This window comes from Shewanella nanhaiensis (assembly GCF_019457885.1).
Taxonomy (GTDB): domain Bacteria; phylum Pseudomonadota; class Gammaproteobacteria; order Enterobacterales; family Shewanellaceae; genus Shewanella; species Shewanella nanhaiensis.
Window position 1 is genome coordinate 409,807 of the sequence record NZ_JAHZST010000002.1, and the last position, 17,143, is coordinate 426,949.

At 44.3% G+C, this 17,143-nt stretch carries 16 protein-coding genes and 1 tRNA gene; 8 read left to right on the forward strand and 9 right to left on the reverse strand.

Going from position 1 to position 17,143, the window contains the following annotated elements; genetic code table 11:
- Positions 1–152: 152 nt before the first annotated feature.
- From K0625_RS04100 to K0625_RS04110, 3 genes are all read right to left on the reverse strand, one after another.
- The gene (locus K0625_RS04100) at positions 153–1,400 is read right to left on the reverse strand and encodes a malic enzyme-like NAD(P)-binding protein (RefSeq protein WP_220108493.1); all 1,248 of its coding nucleotides are present in this window, start codon (positions 1,398–1,400) and stop codon (positions 153–155) included.
- Between the two features lie 496 nt (positions 1,401–1,896).
- A complete protein-coding gene (rpmE, locus tag K0625_RS04105) occupies positions 1,897–2,109 on the reverse strand; it encodes a 50S ribosomal protein L31 (RefSeq protein WP_012327002.1) in 213 nt (70 codons plus the stop codon).
- A 190-nt stretch (positions 2,110–2,299) separates the two neighbouring features.
- Positions 2,300–3,019, reverse strand: a complete 720-nt coding sequence (locus K0625_RS04110) for a hypothetical protein (RefSeq protein ID WP_220108494.1) — start codon at positions 3,017–3,019, stop codon at positions 2,300–2,302.
- Between the two features lie 88 nt (positions 3,020–3,107).
- Between K0625_RS04110 and priA the strand changes: the two genes are divergently transcribed.
- The 6 genes from priA (at position 3,108) to K0625_RS04140 (ending at position 10,510) form a co-directional block, all read left to right on the forward strand.
- Positions 3,108–5,303, forward strand: a complete 2,196-nt coding sequence (priA, locus tag K0625_RS04115) for a primosomal protein N' (protein ID WP_220108495.1) — start codon at positions 3,108–3,110, stop codon at positions 5,301–5,303.
- 182 nt (positions 5,304–5,485) lie between these two features.
- On the forward strand, positions 5,486–7,231 hold the full coding sequence (gene argS / locus K0625_RS04120; protein WP_220108496.1) for an arginine--tRNA ligase: 1,746 nt from the start codon (positions 5,486–5,488) through the stop codon (positions 7,229–7,231).
- A 106-nt stretch (positions 7,232–7,337) separates the two neighbouring features.
- A complete protein-coding gene (locus K0625_RS04125) occupies positions 7,338–7,910 on the forward strand; it encodes an SPOR domain-containing protein (RefSeq protein ID WP_220108497.1) in 573 nt (190 codons plus the stop codon).
- Between the two features lie 199 nt (positions 7,911–8,109).
- Positions 8,110–8,634: an ATP-dependent protease subunit HslV gene (hslV, locus tag K0625_RS04130; RefSeq protein ID WP_012327007.1), complete on the forward strand. Its 525-nt coding sequence runs from the start codon at positions 8,110–8,112 to the stop codon at positions 8,632–8,634.
- A 57-nt stretch (positions 8,635–8,691) separates the two neighbouring features.
- Complete coding sequence (gene hslU / locus K0625_RS04135) at positions 8,692–10,017, forward strand: ATP-dependent protease ATPase subunit HslU (protein WP_065204223.1); 1,326 nt, start codon at positions 8,692–8,694, stop codon at positions 10,015–10,017.
- A gap of 97 nt (positions 10,018–10,114) precedes the next feature.
- Entirely contained in the window at positions 10,115–10,510 is a 396-nt protein-coding gene (locus K0625_RS04140) for a gamma-butyrobetaine hydroxylase family protein (protein ID WP_220108498.1), read from the forward strand.
- 57 nt (positions 10,511–10,567) lie between these two features.
- Here the strand turns inward: K0625_RS04140 and K0625_RS04145 are convergent, their stop codons facing one another.
- Both K0625_RS04145 and K0625_RS04150 read right to left on the reverse strand, forming a co-directional pair.
- Positions 10,568–11,503: a carbon-nitrogen hydrolase family protein gene (locus K0625_RS04145; RefSeq protein ID WP_220108499.1), complete on the reverse strand. Its 936-nt coding sequence runs from the start codon at positions 11,501–11,503 to the stop codon at positions 10,568–10,570.
- 123 nt (positions 11,504–11,626) lie between these two features.
- Positions 11,627–11,797, reverse strand: a complete 171-nt coding sequence (locus K0625_RS04150; RefSeq protein ID WP_220108500.1) for a hypothetical protein — start codon at positions 11,795–11,797, stop codon at positions 11,627–11,629.
- A gap of 80 nt (positions 11,798–11,877) precedes the next feature.
- Between K0625_RS04150 and K0625_RS04155 the strand changes: the two genes are divergently transcribed.
- Positions 11,878–12,348, forward strand: coding sequence for a DUF3859 domain-containing protein (locus tag K0625_RS04155; RefSeq protein WP_220108501.1), 471 nt, complete (start codon positions 11,878–11,880; stop codon positions 12,346–12,348).
- A gap of 210 nt (positions 12,349–12,558) precedes the next feature.
- On the opposite strand, the gene K0625_RS04160 is transcribed toward K0625_RS04155, so the two are convergent.
- Both K0625_RS04160 and tyrP read right to left on the reverse strand, forming a co-directional pair.
- Positions 12,559–12,649: transfer RNA gene (locus tag K0625_RS04160), tRNA-Ser, on the reverse strand.
- 153 nt (positions 12,650–12,802) lie between these two features.
- Complete coding sequence (gene tyrP, locus K0625_RS04165) at positions 12,803–14,005, reverse strand: tyrosine transporter TyrP (protein WP_220108502.1); 1,203 nt, start codon at positions 14,003–14,005, stop codon at positions 12,803–12,805.
- An 849-nt stretch (positions 14,006–14,854) separates the two neighbouring features.
- Here tyrP and K0625_RS04170 point away from each other — a divergent pair.
- Positions 14,855–15,283 (forward strand): hypothetical protein, encoded by a 429-nt coding sequence (locus tag K0625_RS04170; protein WP_012327014.1) that lies wholly within the window; start codon positions 14,855–14,857, stop codon positions 15,281–15,283.
- 6 nt (positions 15,284–15,289) lie between these two features.
- Here the strand turns inward: K0625_RS04170 and K0625_RS04175 are convergent, their stop codons facing one another.
- Together K0625_RS04175 and K0625_RS04180 are read right to left on the reverse strand one after the other, a co-directional pair.
- Entirely contained in the window at positions 15,290–15,514 is a 225-nt protein-coding gene (locus tag K0625_RS04175) for a hypothetical protein (protein WP_220108503.1), read from the reverse strand.
- A gap of 95 nt (positions 15,515–15,609) precedes the next feature.
- Positions 15,610–17,076 (reverse strand): aminotransferase-like domain-containing protein, encoded by a 1,467-nt coding sequence (locus K0625_RS04180; RefSeq protein ID WP_232846904.1) that lies wholly within the window; start codon positions 17,074–17,076, stop codon positions 15,610–15,612.
- Positions 17,077–17,143: the final 67 nt, after the last annotated feature.

The following is a 17,143-nucleotide window of genomic DNA, read 5'->3' on the forward strand; positions in this document are numbered from 1 at the left end:
TGGTATTAGCCCAAACATTAAAATTCAACAATACAAACAAATGACTGTATCTACAATGAGAATTTAGTACTAGTACCAATCAGTAGCCAGTCATCATTAAGGTCAAATAAAAAAGGGCCATAAGGCCCTTTTAGAGTAGAAGCAAAGTCAGTTTAGCTCAGGTAGTTCTCTGGTAAGCTCTCTATAGCAGCAACACCAGAGTCGATAGCAGCTTGTGCCACCGCCTTAGCGACATTTTGAAGTAATCTTGGATCCATAGGCTTAGGGATCACATACTCTGGTCCAAACTTCAATTCAGCCACATCTGGGTAGGCAGCCAAAACAGAAGCTGGAACCTCCTCTTTAGCCAATTCGGCAATGGCATGTACCGCAGCAATTTTCATCTCATCATTAATTTGAGAAGCGCGAACATCGAGTGCCCCACGGAAAATAAACGGGAAGCAAAGTACGTTATTCACTTGATTAGGGTAGTCGCTACGGCCAGTCCCCATAATCAGGTCTTTACGAGCCTCATGGGCCACTTCTGGCTTGATTTCAGGATCAGGGTTAGAGCAAGCAAAGACAACAGGGTTTTCCGCCATAAGTGCAATATCTTCTGCGCTCAACACATCAGGTCCAGATAGACCTAAGAAAGCATCAGCCCCTTTGATCACATCCTGCAACGTACGCTTATCGGTATTGTTAGCAAACAGAGCCTTGTATTCGTTGATATCATCCCGACGTGTATGGATCACACCTTTTCTATCTAACATGTAGACGTTTTCGCGCTGTACACCACACTTAACCAGCATTGTCATACAGGCGATTGCTGCAGCACCCGCTCCCATACAAACGAAAATTGACTCCTCAATCTTCTTACCTTGGATCTCAAGCGCGTTGATCATGCCCGCAGCAGTAACAATGGCGGTACCATGCTGATCATCATGAAATACAGGAACATTACAGCGCTCAATCAGTGCCTTCTCAATCTCAAAACACTCTGGCGCCTTGATATCTTCTAAATTAATACCGCCAAATGTATCGGCAATCGCTTCAACGGTATTGATAAACTCTTCAGGTGTGCGGTGTTTGACTTCAATATCAGTAGAGTCAATATTAGCGAAGCGCTTAAATAGCAGTGCTTTACCTTCCATAACAGGTTTAGATGCCAAAGGCCCCAGATTTCCCAAACCTAAAATAGCAGTACCGTTAGAGATAACCGCAACGGTATTTCCCTTAGCGGTGTAGCGATAGGCATTATCTGGATTCGCAGCAATTTCACGTACAGGTTCAGCAACACCCGGGCTATAGGCTAATGCTAAATCCATACTGGTTTCAGCTGATTTAGTCAGGCAAACGGCTGTTTTTCCTGGCACTGGAAACTCATGGTAATCGAGGGCTTGTTGACGAAAATCTGACATTTTTTTAATCCTGAAAATGCGGCAAATAAACTTTTAGTGAGGTCTATGAACTTCCACTCTTTTCACTTTTAAGCGCTTAAAGTAAGGGGGTTCAATTGTGGCTACGATACTCGAAATAACACAGCTTTTAAACTGTGATATTAGAAAAATTCAGCTAAAGTCAGGGATTAAATAACAAAGGGGGATTTTGTAAACTTATCTTCGATTGCAGGATGCAAATTCAGGCTGCTTTTTGTAGGAATAATACAACGAACAAGATGATTTTAGCGGGGTAAAGCTAAGTTAGCAGTAAAAATATTGCTAAACTTACCAAACTCACCTCAAGGGGGAACTAAATAAAACTTTTTAATCTATTTTAAGCTTATTTTACTCAAGTTTATTTTTTATTGCTCAATATTCGTCTGCTAGCAAAAAGTAGGCTAAATGCCTATCCCCAGACAAACAAAAAGGCGCCTTAATAGGCGCCTTTTTTAAATTCAATCTGGAAGAGTAATAATTACTTCTTACCAAGTGCACCGAAGCGCTTGTTGAACTTGTCGATACGTCCACCGGTATCAACAATTTTTTGTGTACCTGTGTAGAATGGGTGACATGCACCACATACGTCCAAGTGCAGAGACTTACCTGCAGTTGAGTTTACTTTAATTACGTTACCACAAGTACAAGTTGCAGTGATTTCTGCGTATTCAGGATGAATGCCTGGTTTCATTGGGATTACCTCTAGTTGAAGGCCATGTCGCTCTTCCAACCCGAAGTCGGACACCACATGATGTTAATAAAATATTTAGGCGCAAGATAGTACAGTAACTATTCAAGGGTTACAAGAGAAATATAACGCTTAATATTACGGCTATTTATCCCTTCGGACTTTAACTTTTAAGTCACTGTAAAAATACCAACTAATTCAATAATGCTTTATACATTCGCTGTGCGACATTTGGGTCTCTGTACTTATTTTTCACTAGATCAGAGGGGCACATTAATTGAGAATCAGCCCTTAAGCTGCTTATATTCTCAGCGCTAAATGCTTGAGGGTTTGCCTCATAGATAGCCACCACACCACCTTGAGGTGACATCCCCCACTCTTTACTATATTGCATTGCGATGCGCCAAAGCGTCTGCCCAGGTAGAACGTTAAGCTGACAAGCTCCATCACTCAAAGCCCCAGCGCCTTGCAGCTGAACAAGACGGCTTTCCACCCTCTTAATCTCACTCTCTAGCACTTTTTTCTTAGCCCTTGGTGTGACAGCTTGCTCATCACCACTGAAGAGTTTAAAACGCTTCACATCTCGCCACTTATTGACCCGATACTCTCTAATAACTAAGCGCGCCGATGGGTCAACCACATCTTCAACACCAGTGAGCAAGAGTAGAAATTTATTAATAGGTTTGACCATCAACCTCTCTTCACTGCCACCTTGCTGGACCACAAACTGCATCTTACTGTAGTTGCCACTTTCAGAGACGATATTAAGCCTAAACTTAGGATACTCGCCTAAACTGAATAACTTCTGATTAATACTGACATGGGTGATCTGGGCATGCGCATCTCGGTTTACCAATGTAAAACTGCCTAATACGAATATAAACAGCGTCATTATCTTAGCTATTCTTGCCATAAAACCTCCTGTAAATATTATAAATAGTAGCTCTCAATCAATAGGCTGAGTACACTACCTGTATTATTCGATAGAGCTTACCACCTATATGTCCCTGTTTGTCGAGGTTGCCCTTCCCGTACCTATGCGGCAAACCTTTAGCTACAAAATACCTGAAACACTCACGACTCCGCCCAAGAAAGGTGCTCGAGTCAAAGTTCCCTTTGGCCGCCAACAACTGATTGGCCTAGTGACAGGTACAACTGACACTTGCCATTTGGCACCGAATCAAATTAAACCGCTAATTGAACTCATTGATGAAGAGCCATTACTTCCTGATTCACTTTATAAACTAACAGCTTGGGCCGCAAGGTACTACTTCTGTAGTTTAGGTCAAATGATGTCTCAAGCGCTACCTGTTGCCCTACGAAAAGGGGCTGAAGTGCTAGCAGATACCAGCACATTTTGGCGCGTAACAGCAGCGGGGAGCGCGGCTTCACTTGACGCAGTAAAACGTGCACCAGCTCAGAGAAAAGTACTAGAGCAATTACAAAAAACTGAACTGTCCCAAGAGGAGATGACAGCACTTAACTTTAGTAAATCGGCCATTAAAGCGCTTCAAGATAGAGAGTGGATAACGAAAGATGAGCGCATCAATAAGATAGATCTCTCATGGCGTGACAACTTAGTGTTAGGCGAAGATCCACTAACATTAAATCCCGAGCAAGCCATTGCTGTCGCCACCTTAAACCAACAAAGCGGCTACCACTGCACCTTGCTTGAGGGGATAACTGGATCAGGTAAAACTGAGGTCTACCTCTCTCTGCTCGAATCCGTTTTAAAGCAAGGTAAACAGGCACTAATTTTAGTCCCTGAAATAGGGCTAACCCCACAAACTATTAGCCGTTTCAAAAGCCGCTTTAATGTCACTGTCGCCGTGATCCACTCAGGCCTCACCGACAATCAGAGACTTACCGCCTGGCGTCAGGCTAAAACTGGTGAAGCAGCCATCATTATCGGCACACGCTCTGCGCTATTTACCCCTATGGCATTTCCCGGCACGATTATTCTTGACGAGGAGCATGACTCTAGCTTCAAGCAGCAAGAGGGCGTTGGCTACCACGCTCGCGATCTTGCGGTCATGCGAGGACACCTCGAGAAGATCCCTGTCCTTCTTGGTACGGCAACCCCCTCATTGGAGAGCCTGCAAAATGCTCTTAGCGGCCGCTATAAACATCTTGAATTAGGCCAAAGAGCGGGTAATGCAGAGAAAGTACGCCAAGGGATCATAGATATTAGTAATCAACCCCTAAAAACGGGTCTTTCCCATGCGCTGCTCAATGAGATGCGCATCCATCTCGATGCTGGTAATCAGGTTTTACTCTTTCTCAACCGAAGAGGATTTGCTCCTGCACTACTATGTCATGATTGCGGCCATCTGCACGAGTGTGATAGATGCGATGCCTTTTTCACAGTACATCAATCTTTAGGCGAGATACGCTGCCACCATTGCGGTAATCAATACGCAATCCCAAGACAGTGCCATAACTGTGGTAGCACCATGTTAATGGGACAAGGTGTAGGCACAGAGCAACTTGCTACGGTATTGGAGAAAGAGTTTCCCAAGTACCCTGTAGTTCGTATCGATCGTGACACGACGAGCCGAAAAGGGTCACTCGAGAACCATCTTAATGCGATCCATAAAGGTGAATATAAGATATTAGTTGGCACACAGATGCTAGCAAAAGGCCATCACTTCCCCGACGTCACCTTAGTCGGCTTACTGGATGTGGACGGCGCGCTATTTAGTGCAGACTTTAGAGCCCCTGAACGCTTTGGTCAGCTCTACACACAGGTATCTGGTCGAGCTGGTCGTGCAAGAAAGCCCGGCACAGTGCTGATGCAAACCCATCAGGCAGATAATGCCGTTTTGCGTGAGCTGATGCATAAAGGATACGGCGAATTTGCCAGAGGCCAGCTCAATGAGCGTAAACAAGCCCTGCTACCGCCTGCGTGGAATATGTTGCTACTACGAGCGGAAGCGAATCAAGCCATCGATGCCGATAATTTTCTCTCCAGCGTTGCACAATTACTGCCACAGGATGAGGAGTGCGAAGTCATTGGCCCGATGCCAGCTCCAATGGATAAAAAGGCAGGAAAATATCGGCGCCATCTGATATTCCAGACTAAGTCTCGCCAAGCTTTGCAGCAAGCTTTCGAGTTCGCACTACCTCAAATAGAGGCATTACCGTTAGCTAAACGCTGTCGCTGGAGCATAGATAGAGACCCTCAAGATCTTCTCTAAACTTAACTCGCATATTTAAACAGTAACGCCCCATAGAGTGTTTATATCTAGGCTTTCATTAAATTTTCATTAAAAACTGCAATAAATGTGGTTTTGATGATAGCAATTAGCTATAACAAGCGGCTAAAATGTGCGGTTATCCCAAACTCTTTTTCATCATTAGTAAGTGTCAATAAACGCCAATGAAATCACATATAGAATCTTTGCTCGCCCAAGCCCTAGACGTCCTTAAACAACAAGAGGTTATCCCTACTGATTTTGAGGCTCGCATTCAGGTCGACCGAACAAAAGATAAAACCCATGGTGATTTTGCAACGAATTTGGCCATGATGCTGACTAAGATTGCACGCAAGAATCCGAGAGAGATAGCTCAGCTCATCATAGATAGCTTGCCTGAAGATGCGCAAGTATCAAAAGTTGAGATCGCAGGTCCTGGGTTTATCAACTTCTTCATCGATGATAGCGCACTGGCAAACCAGCTGATGGCGGCGCTCAATGATGACCGTTTAGGTATCACCTTACCCCAAGCGCAAACAGTCGTGGTTGATTACTCTTCACCTAACCTAGCCAAAGAGATGCATGTAGGTCACCTACGTTCAACGATTATCGGTGACAGTGTCGTTCGTGCCCTAGAATTTATGGGTCACAAGGTGATCCGCCAAAACCACGTAGGTGATTGGGGTACCCAATTCGGTATGCTACTGGCCTACATGGAGGAGCTTCGCGCACAAAGTGGTGAGCAGGCTCAGATGGAGCTGTCGGACCTTGAGACCTTCTACCGCGCAGCAAAAGTTCGCTTCGATGAGTCTGAAGAGTTTGCAACCCGTGCCCGTAAGCTAGTCGTCGCGCTTCAATCTGGCGATGAGTACTGCAACAAACTATGGCGCGAGTTTAACGACATCTCTCTTAGCCACTGCCATGAAGTCTATGAGCGTTTAGGTGTTAGCCTAACTCGCGCAGATGTACGTGGTGAGAGCGCTTATAATGACGATCTTGCCCAAGTGGTTCGCGATCTTGACGCACAGGGCCTGTTATCTGAAAGTAATGGCGCTAAAGTGGTGTTTCAGGATGAATTCAAAAACAAAGAGGGTGAGCCGCTTCCTGTCATTATTCAAAAAGCCGACGGTGGTTACCTATATGCAACCAGTGATATGGCTGCAATGCGCTACCGTGCCAATGTATTAAAAGCCGACCGCGCACTCTACTTTGTCGATCTTCGCCAAGCGCTGCATTTCCAACAAGTATTTAAACTTGCTCGTAAAGCAAACTTCGTTGACGACAACATCAGCTTAGAGCATATGGGCTTTGGCACCATGAATGGTGACGATGGTCGTCCCTTTAAAACTCGCTCAGGTGGCGTAGTTAAACTGGTCGACCTGCTATCTGAAGCAGACACTCGTGCGCTAGAGCTTGTACGCAGCAAAAACCCAGATATGGATGAAGCTGAACTAGCTAAAATCGCTAAAGTGGTTGGCATAAGCTCAGTAAAATATGCGGATCTGTCTAAAAACCGTGCTAGCGACTATATCTTCAGTTTCGAACAGATGCTCAGTTTCGAAGGCAATACAGCTCCTTACCTCCTCTATGCCTACACCCGTGTTGCAGGTATCTTTAAGCGTGCAACCGACGTTGACTTAAGCGATGCTAAAATTCAACTAGAGCATGACAAAGAGAAGGAGCTAGGCACTAAGCTTGCTCAATTTAACGAAGTGCTCACTCGTATGGTCTCTAAAGGTCAGCCCCATGCACTGTGTGGTTACCTCTTCGAACTTGCAGGTGCATTCTCAAGCTTCTACGAGGCTTGCCCTGTGCTCGCAGCCGATACCGAGGAGCAAAAGAAGAGCCGCCTACTACTAGCAAAACTCACAGCTAAGACACTTAAACAAGGTCTTGGACTTCTCGGAATCGAAACCTTAGAGCGTATGTAAATTAGCGAATAACCTTGTCGATGCCTAGCGTGATAAAAATGCTAGGCATCGAAAGCTCGCGTAACAAAGCTTTCAAGCATGGACCAAAAGACGGTATAACAATTTAATGAGTAATCGCGACTACGCCAATAGAAAACCAGCTAAAGGCAGAGCCAAGTCCACACGTAGAAAAGGCAAGGCACCTGCACCTAGGCGCTTCCCTCTGCTTTTACTGCTTGTCACTCTCTCTCTTGTAGGTGGATTCGGCTACTTTTTATGGAGTATCAACAACAGTGCTGATACTCCTCAAACTGTCGTGGTTGAACAACCTAAAAAGACGGTTGTCAAAAAAGATCCCAACGATCTCCCTCCTAAGCCTAAAGAGGAGTGGACCTATCAGCAGGCTCTTGAAAACAAAAAAGTTGAAGTCGATATTCCTGATGCTGAAAAAACCAAGCCAGCTCGTCCTTATCAGATGCAGTGTGGTTCATTTAGAACTCAGTCTCAGGCAGAGGAGATGAAAGCTGTCATCGCTTTTCAGGGGTTAACCGCCAATATCAGAAAAGTAAAAGGCACCACTGGCGACTGGTATAAGGTGAGTCTTGGCCCGTTCGATAGAAAACGTGAAGTAGAGAGAAAACGTCATACTCTACAAAGAGCCGGCATCAATGGCTGCATCATCCTATTCTGGGAAGGTTAAAATAGTTATCAATAGTAAATAATTTATCAGCGCTGGCTATCTAAACGACTTTGATAACCAGCGCCTATTTCATTCTTAATCCCATCCCCGATTTCCCTTTTCTACCTCTTTTATCCTTGATATTTCACATTCCTCCCCCATATATCTAATATCACCCACTGACGAGCTTTAATCGTCAGTTTGAGAAGAGGATTCATTCGTGACCACAATCGTATCAGTTCGCCGTAACAACCAGGTCGTTATCGCTGGAGATGGCCAAGTATCACTTGGTAACACAGTGATGAAAGGTAACGCTAAAAAAGTTCGCCGCCTTTATCATAATAAAGTCTTAGCTGGTTTTGCCGGCGGCACCGCCGATGCCTTCACCCTGTTTGAACGCTTCGAAGCCAAATTAGAGATGCATCAGGGACACTTGATGAAAGCCGCTGTTGAGATGGCAAAAGATTGGCGTAGCGACAAGATGCTTCGCAAGCTAGAAGCCCTACTGGCTGTTGCCGATGACACCTGCTCATTAATCATTACTGGTAACGGTGATGTTGTTCAGCCCGAAAACGATCTTATCGCAATCGGCTCAGGTGGCAACTTTGCCCAATCTGCTGCAACGGCTCTACTTGAAAATACTGAACTGACAGCCTTAGAGATAGCTGAAAAATCGCTAACTATTGCTGGTGATATCTGCGTGTTCACCAACCAGTTCAAAACCATCGAAGAATTAAATTATTAAGCATAAGCCTAGACTAAGCTTAAGCTGAAAACTGATGCAAATGCATGAGGAAAGAGTATGTCTGAAATGACCCCACGTGAGATTGTCCATGAGTTAGACAGTCACATTATTGGCCAGCACAATGCAAAACGCTCGGTTGCTATCGCCCTGCGAAATCGCTGGCGCCGTATGCAGCTAGACGCTGACTTCCGTCAGGAGGTCACCCCTAAAAATATCCTCATGATTGGCCCAACTGGTGTTGGTAAAACTGAGATTGCACGCCGCCTAGCTAAGCTTGCCAGAGCGCCTTTTATCAAGGTTGAAGCGACTAAATTCACCGAAGTAGGTTATGTCGGTAAAGAGGTTGAACAGATAATTCGTGATCTTACTGATTCGGCTATCAAACTGACTCGTGAAGAGCAGATGAAGAAATGTAAATTCAGGGCCGAAGAAGCCGCTGAAGAGCGCATTCTTGATGCCCTACTCCCAAAAGCAAAAGAGGATTGGGATAATGAAAAGCCTGATGACTCTGCAACTCGCCAAGTATTTCGCAAAAAGCTGCGTGAAGGCCAGTTAGATGACAAAGAGATCGAAATCGATGTATCTGCACCTCAGGTAGGTATTGAGATCATGTCTCCACCAGGCATGGAGGAGATGACCAATCAACTTCAAAGCATGTTCCAAAATATGGGGCCTGGTGCCAGCAAACGTCGCAAGATGCCAATCAAAGAAGCCTACAAGCTGATGGTTGAAGAGGAAGCGGCTAAGCTCGTCAATCAAGACGATCTAAAAGAGCAGGCTATCGAGCTAGTTGAGCAGCATGGTATCGTCTTCTTAGATGAGATCGATAAGATCTGTAAACGAGGCGAAGCTTCAGGTCCAGATGTATCACGTGAAGGCGTGCAACGAGATCTACTGCCACTGGTTGAAGGTTGTACCGTTAATACCAAACACGGCATGGTGAAAACAGACCATATCCTATTTATCGCTTCTGGTGCGTTCCAGATGTCAAAGCCTTCGGATCTGATCCCTGAGCTACAAGGTCGACTTCCTATTCGTGTGGAGCTCGATGCATTAAGTGCCGATGACTTTAAACGTATCTTAACTGAGCCACACGCATCGCTTACCGAGCAACAGATCGCACTAATGGGCACTGAAGGTGTCAAGATTGAGTTCACCGAAGATGGTATCGAAAGTATCGCTCAAGCGGCATGGCAGGTGAACGAGCGCACTGAAAATATCGGTGCACGTCGTCTACACACAGTCATGGAAAAGCTAACTGAGGAGCTCTCTTACGAGGCCTCAGATAAATCTGGTAGCACCATAGTTATCGATGCTAAATACGTTAGTGATCATTTAGATAACTTGGTACAAGATGAAGATCTAAGCCGCTTTATTCTATAATTTAGCGATAAAGATGGATCATTAAGACAATGCCGGGCTAATACCGATTGGTAAATAGGGCTCGGCATTTTATTTTTAGCGACTTTTGGTAACCACTATGACCACCGATCCCGTTTCACCTATGGTGACAAACCTAAAGCTCAAACGTAAATCCCGCATACTCGAGATCACCTTCGACAGTGGCGATACTCATCAAGTCAGCTGTGAAATGCTACGAGTTTACTCACCTTCAGCAGAAGTTCACGGCCATGGTAATCCAGTGCTGGTGACCCATAAGAAAAACGTCAACATAAAAGCATTAACCCCTGTGGGCAACTATGCCGTTAAGATCGTTTTCGATGATGGTCACGATACAGGGCTATTTTCATGGAAAGTACTCCATGATCTTGCCACTAACCAAGCTGAGTTATGGGAAAACTACCTTGCCAGATTACGTGCAGCGAAAGCCAGCCGCGAGCCTCTTATCGATATGGCAGTGAAATATCACAACTAATACCTTAGCGCTGTTCTCACACTTCAACGCGTTAATACCTAACTCTATTAAGCCCCTCTATTTAAACTTTACAGAGCTTTGTACTTGGGTATTAACATGTAATGAAAATACATCAGGCCTCGAATAGTGGCCCGCAACATCTAACGCCCTTTTAGAGATAGCAACAGCGTGTTTATCCACCTCAGCGTATAAGATCCCTTTCTCTCGCCTCATCGGGCCGGCAACCACCTTTCCTCCTGGCGCAACAACAAGGGAGTCGCCGGGGTTAATCCACTCAGTAGGATCAGGGTACAGACTCTCTTTATCAGGAAAGTCATCGGGAAGATCACTATGCTCTAAAGCAACACCACAGCAGATCACCCAACAACGTCCCTCTCTGGCGATATGCTGCATAGTACCAAGCCAGTCATCACCACTGTCATAAGTGGGAGCGACATAGAGCTCAACACCTTGAGAGTAGAGTGCGTACCGAGCAAGTGGCATATAGTTTTCCCAGCATAGCAATGTAGATAACCTTCCTGCGTTGGTCTCAACAACCTTAAGTGTTGAACCATCTCCAAAACCCCAAACCATACGCTCAGGGTTGGTTGGCATTAGCTTACGATGTCGATTTAACACCTCTCCATCAGGGCCTATGGTCACAACAGTGTTATAAAGTGTCGCACGACTCAGCTGACCATCACGTTCATTGATGCCACAAACCAGCGTAATTTGGTGAGTTTGCGCTGCATGGCAAAGCGGGGCTAGCTCCCCCTCGTCGATACAGATAGCACTATTTAATAGTCTTTCGTGCAGTGATTCAGAGGTGCCCCAATCACCTCCGGGACGCAGGCGCCATATCCACGCAGGATAGCCAGCGATATACGCCTCAGGGAAGATGACCAACTCAGCGCCATTTTCAACCGCTTCCTCAATCAAATTGATGGCTTTGGCTATTGTTTTATCACGATCTAGTAATATGGGGGATTCTTGCACAAGGGCTACTTTAGACATGGTCATGACCTTACTCTGCTAAGTGTCGATTTTCTGTTCTGAAAACCGTTGAAATACTCTTTCACCACTCTTTAAAACTAGTTCAGCAGAGAAACTAAGCCAATTAAAAATAGCCCTCGTAAATTAACCCTTTTTCTCTAATGTCAGCTCCAACACCTTACTATCGCCAGCAAACCACTTCTGAACATAAATAGTCCCCATAATCGGTGCCTGCCCTGGCTCAGAGACCTCTTGATAACGAACACTATTTTTTGTCTCTTTCTCATATTCAAACTTTACCGTCTTTTTTGACATATCAGCTCTCTTTCAATAAAAATTACAGCCACAATACTGCTAAAATAACACTTTCAACGCGCACAGACTTAAGAAAAATCATGTCTAAACTCAAATTCGACGTCAGCATTATCTATAGCGGCATCTTCACTAAATGGAATGAACAGAGTGATAGCTTGCCCCGACTAACAAAAGCCACTGTGCACGTCCCTGCCGAGGTAGATATAGAGTTTGGTTTTATCGCGCAGATTAAGAAAGCAAAAAATCAAAAGCTTAGATACTGTATCTATCACCCCGACATTCCAGATGATGATGGAAAAATACGCCCTCCCTTCGATGGTGAGCTCTACGTAGAGAGCAATGATTGGAAGTTTTATATCGGAGATACCATCTGGGCACCGGTGCAGAATAAAACTGGCAAGTGGCGCATGACTTTAGAGTTAAAAGGAAAGGTTATCGCCGAAAAAACCTTTAAGGTTCATCTTCCTGATGAGCTACCTCACTCAGATACTAACCGGCTCAAACATGAGGATGAAAAGATCGCCTCATTTTGGAAAAAACGTGGACTATAGCAGACTTTAAACAATAGGAACCTTAGGGTTCAATTCCATTTCATTTTCATACGAAAAAGCCCCAAGTACTCTTTATTACCAGAAGTACTTGGGGCTTCATCTAAATATGGCGCTGGGGTAGCTGGTTTAAACAATAGGAACCCTAAGGGTCAACCACCTACCTTAAAACGAAAAAAGGCTACTCTTTCGAGTAGCCTTTCGTCTTAAATATGGCGGAGGGATAGGGATTTGAACCCTAGATGGGCTATAAACCCATGCCGGTTTTCAAGACCGGTGCATTCGACCACTCTGCCATCCCTCCGAACGCCGCTGATAATAGGGATTGTTGAGGTCAATGTAAAGCCCAACTTGATTCAAATGTCTAAAAAACAGTCCATTAATGCAATAAAATGCTTAAGGGAACGTTTTTTAGTCATTCTATGCCTAAAAGCAGTACTTTCAATCGGGCAAATAATCAACCCACAGCGGGTAACAGATTAGCCATCTGCAGTAACTGGACTAACATGATCAACACGCCAGCTAAGGTGACAATAATCAAACCCGCCTTACCACCTTTTACTCTATAACCTTCAAGTTCCTGCTGTTTACGCTGAGAAGCTACCATAGCAACAGGCAAAAAGATCGCTAACACCACCAAAGCAAATGCTGCGTAGCCTAACGCAGTGATAAATCCCTGAGGGTAAAACAGTGCAAAACCTAAAGGTGGTAAAAAGGTAACCCCAGCAATCTGAACTCTATGGCCTGCCGTCTTACTGCGCTTTAGAAGATCAGACAGAAAGTCATACAACCCCAAACTTACCCCAAGAAATGAAGTTGCTAAGGCAAGGTCGGCAAAAATAGAGACCGCGTTAGCTATCATAGGGTCATGAAGCAAACTACTGAGCGAGCTAATAAACCCGTTAAGACTCTGGCTATTCATTAGTGTGCTCTGGGTTAACACACCTTGACTCGCCACCAACCATAACAAGTAAATTAGCAGTGGCAGAGCCGACCCAACAACAATGATCCATCTCAACGCCTTAGTATCTTTCCCTAAGTAACGCACTATCGAGGGGATGGAGCCGTGAAAACCAAAAGAGGTAAAGATAACAGGCAGTGAAGCCAAAACTAACCCTTGGTGCACAGGCAGTTCAACTAAGTTACTGACCGATACATGGGGTAACAGAAGAAATAACATCACAACTAGCGCCACAAGCTTTAAAGAGAACAAGCTCCGATTTATGAAATCAACCGAGTGTGTTCCGATTGCAACAACAGTACCTATCAGTAACGTAAAGAGTATTGCTCCAGCCTGCATAGGTAAGTCCAATGAAAACCAACCCGTTAACTTACTGTGTATCTGCTCTCCGCCACCTGCGATATATGCAGCACAGAGAGCATAAAACAGAAACATCATAGAGAAACTAGCAACAAGCTGTCCCTTACGTCCAAGCAGTTTATAGGCCAAGGTATGTAAGGTTGCATCAACTGGGGCAAACTGATGAACCTCAACCATCAATAACGCTGTATAAGCCATCAAAGACCAGATAAGCAACATGATCACACTTGCGGTGCCAAAACCTAATCCTGACGAGGCTAAAGGGAGTGCTAACATGCCCGCACCAATTGTAGTGCCAGCAATAATGAGCATGCTGCCAAAAGTTTTACTTTTATTCATCTATGGGTTCCAAAATTGGAGTGAGAATTCGAAGCCGACGATCTGGCTCTTGTTGAAAACAACATAGCCACAATGGTGTGATTTAGGTATGACTTTAATTTACCTTTATCTACGCCACTGTGGCTGTAGATAACTTGTCATTAAATTAGTAAATAGCACGTAAACCGCCCTGTAAGATCGCATTAATGGCGCCCGGAAACATTGAAATATGCAACGAAGTTCCCCAGACAATCGAAGTAATCGCTTAAGATAGAGTGTCCCCTAAAAGCTGTCAATCTAGATTGCTTTATATTGATATAGCTTCGGTAAAATAGGTTTATACCAATCAGTATAAAGATTTGATCGCTCAGCGAGAGTTTAGCGGTTCTGAGGCAAGGTCCTTAATTGCTCCTGCATTAATGACATTCAGAACATCCATGTTCTTTGCAACGAGTGAAGAGCATAGTTATTCTAAGGTTAAGCTCGTTAACACAGTATCAGAACCGCTAAAACTCGCCTGGAAGGAGTGTTTTTGGCTGCCTACTTCTGCGTTGAATGCACTCACAAGGGAACAACCATTCTGTCATCCATTCGCCTTGAATTAGTTTGCCAAAACACACTCTGAGTAGATCAGCTTCTTATACTGATTGGTATTGCACATGTACTATTCATTATACATACAAGGTCTTCTTTGTTAGTTTATACCCACTTTGTTTCGCGATTTTCAGCACAATAAAGCTCAGTTTTCCCCTAATCGCAGATTATGACAGAAGTATCTACGCCAAATTTGCCAACGCAGGAATACCTAGGTTTATCTTGCTAGATAAAGAGAACAAGATAGTTAAAACATAGAATATTAAAGGATGATATATGAATGGTGCAGGTGGAACATCTGGCGGTATAGGGCAGTTTTTTATCGGGCTCATCATGATGTGCGGCGGCTTCTACATGCTGCTCAATGCGATCAAGGTAACTAGCTCTTTTGGTATGGGAAGTCGCCTTTACCATGTCTCAAATTTCGGCGGATTTAACATCACTAGCGGCATGATCATGATCCCCTTTATTTTTGGCGTCGGCATCATGTTTTACAACTACAAAAACATTCTTGGCTGGATACTCACCTTTGGCTCTCTAGTGGCCTTAATCTTTGGCGTCATCAGCTCAATCCAGTTCCGCTTTACCCATATGAGTGCCTTCGATCTCATTGTGATCTTAGTGCTGAGCATAGGCGGTTTAGGACTTTTCCTACGCTCGTTTAAAGCATTAGATCAGGCCTACCCAGACAGTTCAAAACAGTAACGGCTTTTAATGGCCAACCTGTATTGAAAGTGGGCAGGTTTGATTGCTAAATAGCACTCTGAAATGGGTTTCTTTAATCGTATGGTACTGACATATAAGCACAGTACCATCAACCTCAGACTTAACTAAATTGGCTGTCACAGCCGTTTGACTTGAGGCGAATGCCACTGTGGTAGAAAAGATAAGTGAAAAAACTATAACAACTGTCTTTTGCATCATATATTTTATCATCAATTACCCTTATATCTTGATAAGTTCAATGAAGTTCTGCATACGGTATATCCTACCAGCAATAGCTGAACCTCTACTTAACAAGAAGTTACCTCTTACTTTCCCTCGGTATACTCATTGATAATCTCAGCAAGGCGTGTCATAGCTAGCTCCATTTTATGGTTCCAAGGTAGAGCAAAGGTGATCCGAAAATAACTATCAAATGCCCCAGAAAAAGAGAACATGGCACCGGGAGCTATCGATAACTTATCCCTAATCACCCTCTCCCATAACTCCTCACTAGAATAGCCATCAGGTAACTTAAACCAGATACAGGGCCCGCCTGTTGGCTCACTGATGTAAATAGAGGGACTCAACACTGGTAGTATCAAACTTTTCGTCTTCTGATAGTTCAATTTCATCTGGGCTCTGAGCTTACCCAGCAAGGTTTGATATTCACCATTAGCAAGCAGATTTGCCACCATATGTTGCAGTGCAATACTTGGCTCTTCAGCAACGGTTTGCTTAGCAAACTGACACTGAGAAAAGGTATTAACACACAGCAGATAACCTAAACTGATTGAAGGTGAGATGGTGTCATAAAAGTCGGCAATGCTAATCACCCTACAGTTGTTAGCATCAGCGGCTAAACTTGCAATCGTCACAGGACGAGATCTGCCAAAATAGAGCTCACCACGATCATACTCAATCAAAGTAACATCATGCTCAATAGCCCACGCAATCAAGGCTTGTTTATCAGCAATACTTAATACTCGCCCAGTAGGATCGGCAAAATTAGGATTAACTAGATACGTATCAAACCTCTGCTGTTTATAGGCCCTGGTTAATAATGCCAACTCATCTGCGTACTCTTCCTGCATCGGCACTTCAATCACGTCGGCATTAAACTGCTTTAATATCGCTTGGAAAAAAAATGATGCCGGAGACTCAATAGCAAGGGGTTTACCTATCGCTTTAGCGGCAGTTAATGCCAGCAATAATCCCTCTTGGCGTCCATTGGTGACCAGTAACTGATCTTGATAAAACACTTGTCCAGAACGAAGCAGATGTCTACATATCTCATATCTCAGCTCAGGGAGTCCTTCGATGGGATCTTGCATAATGAGCTTATAGGGACGCAGTTTCAACACTTGCTTATGCAAGCGGTTTAACAGAAGCTCTTGATCGATAACGGTACTTGGAGCAGTGCAGGAGAGAGGAATAATATCTGGGTCATTAAAGGAGTATTGCACGGCATTCGCCAGCTCCAGTTGAGCATGTACTCGGTTGATACTGTGGCCGTAGTCAGGCTGTTTAGCTGACTTTTTTGATACCACAAAATAGCCTCGTTTAGGTTCAGAGTAGATCCACCCCAACTTCTCAAGCTCCATATAAGCCTGAGTCACCGTCGAAACTCCTACCCCCTTCTCTTTAGCATAGCGCCTTACAGACTCAAGCTTATTACTGCCCGCTCTATCTGAAAAGATCCCCAGCTCAATGGCTCGAATAACTTCATCAACAATTTTTAGGTATTTAAACTCAGCCATAGCGTGACGATCTGTATTGGGTTTTATAGCTATCAACTGTATCTGTTTTGGTTTTAACGCTCAATATAAAGTAAAAAACAATACAGATAGTAATAAGAGAGCA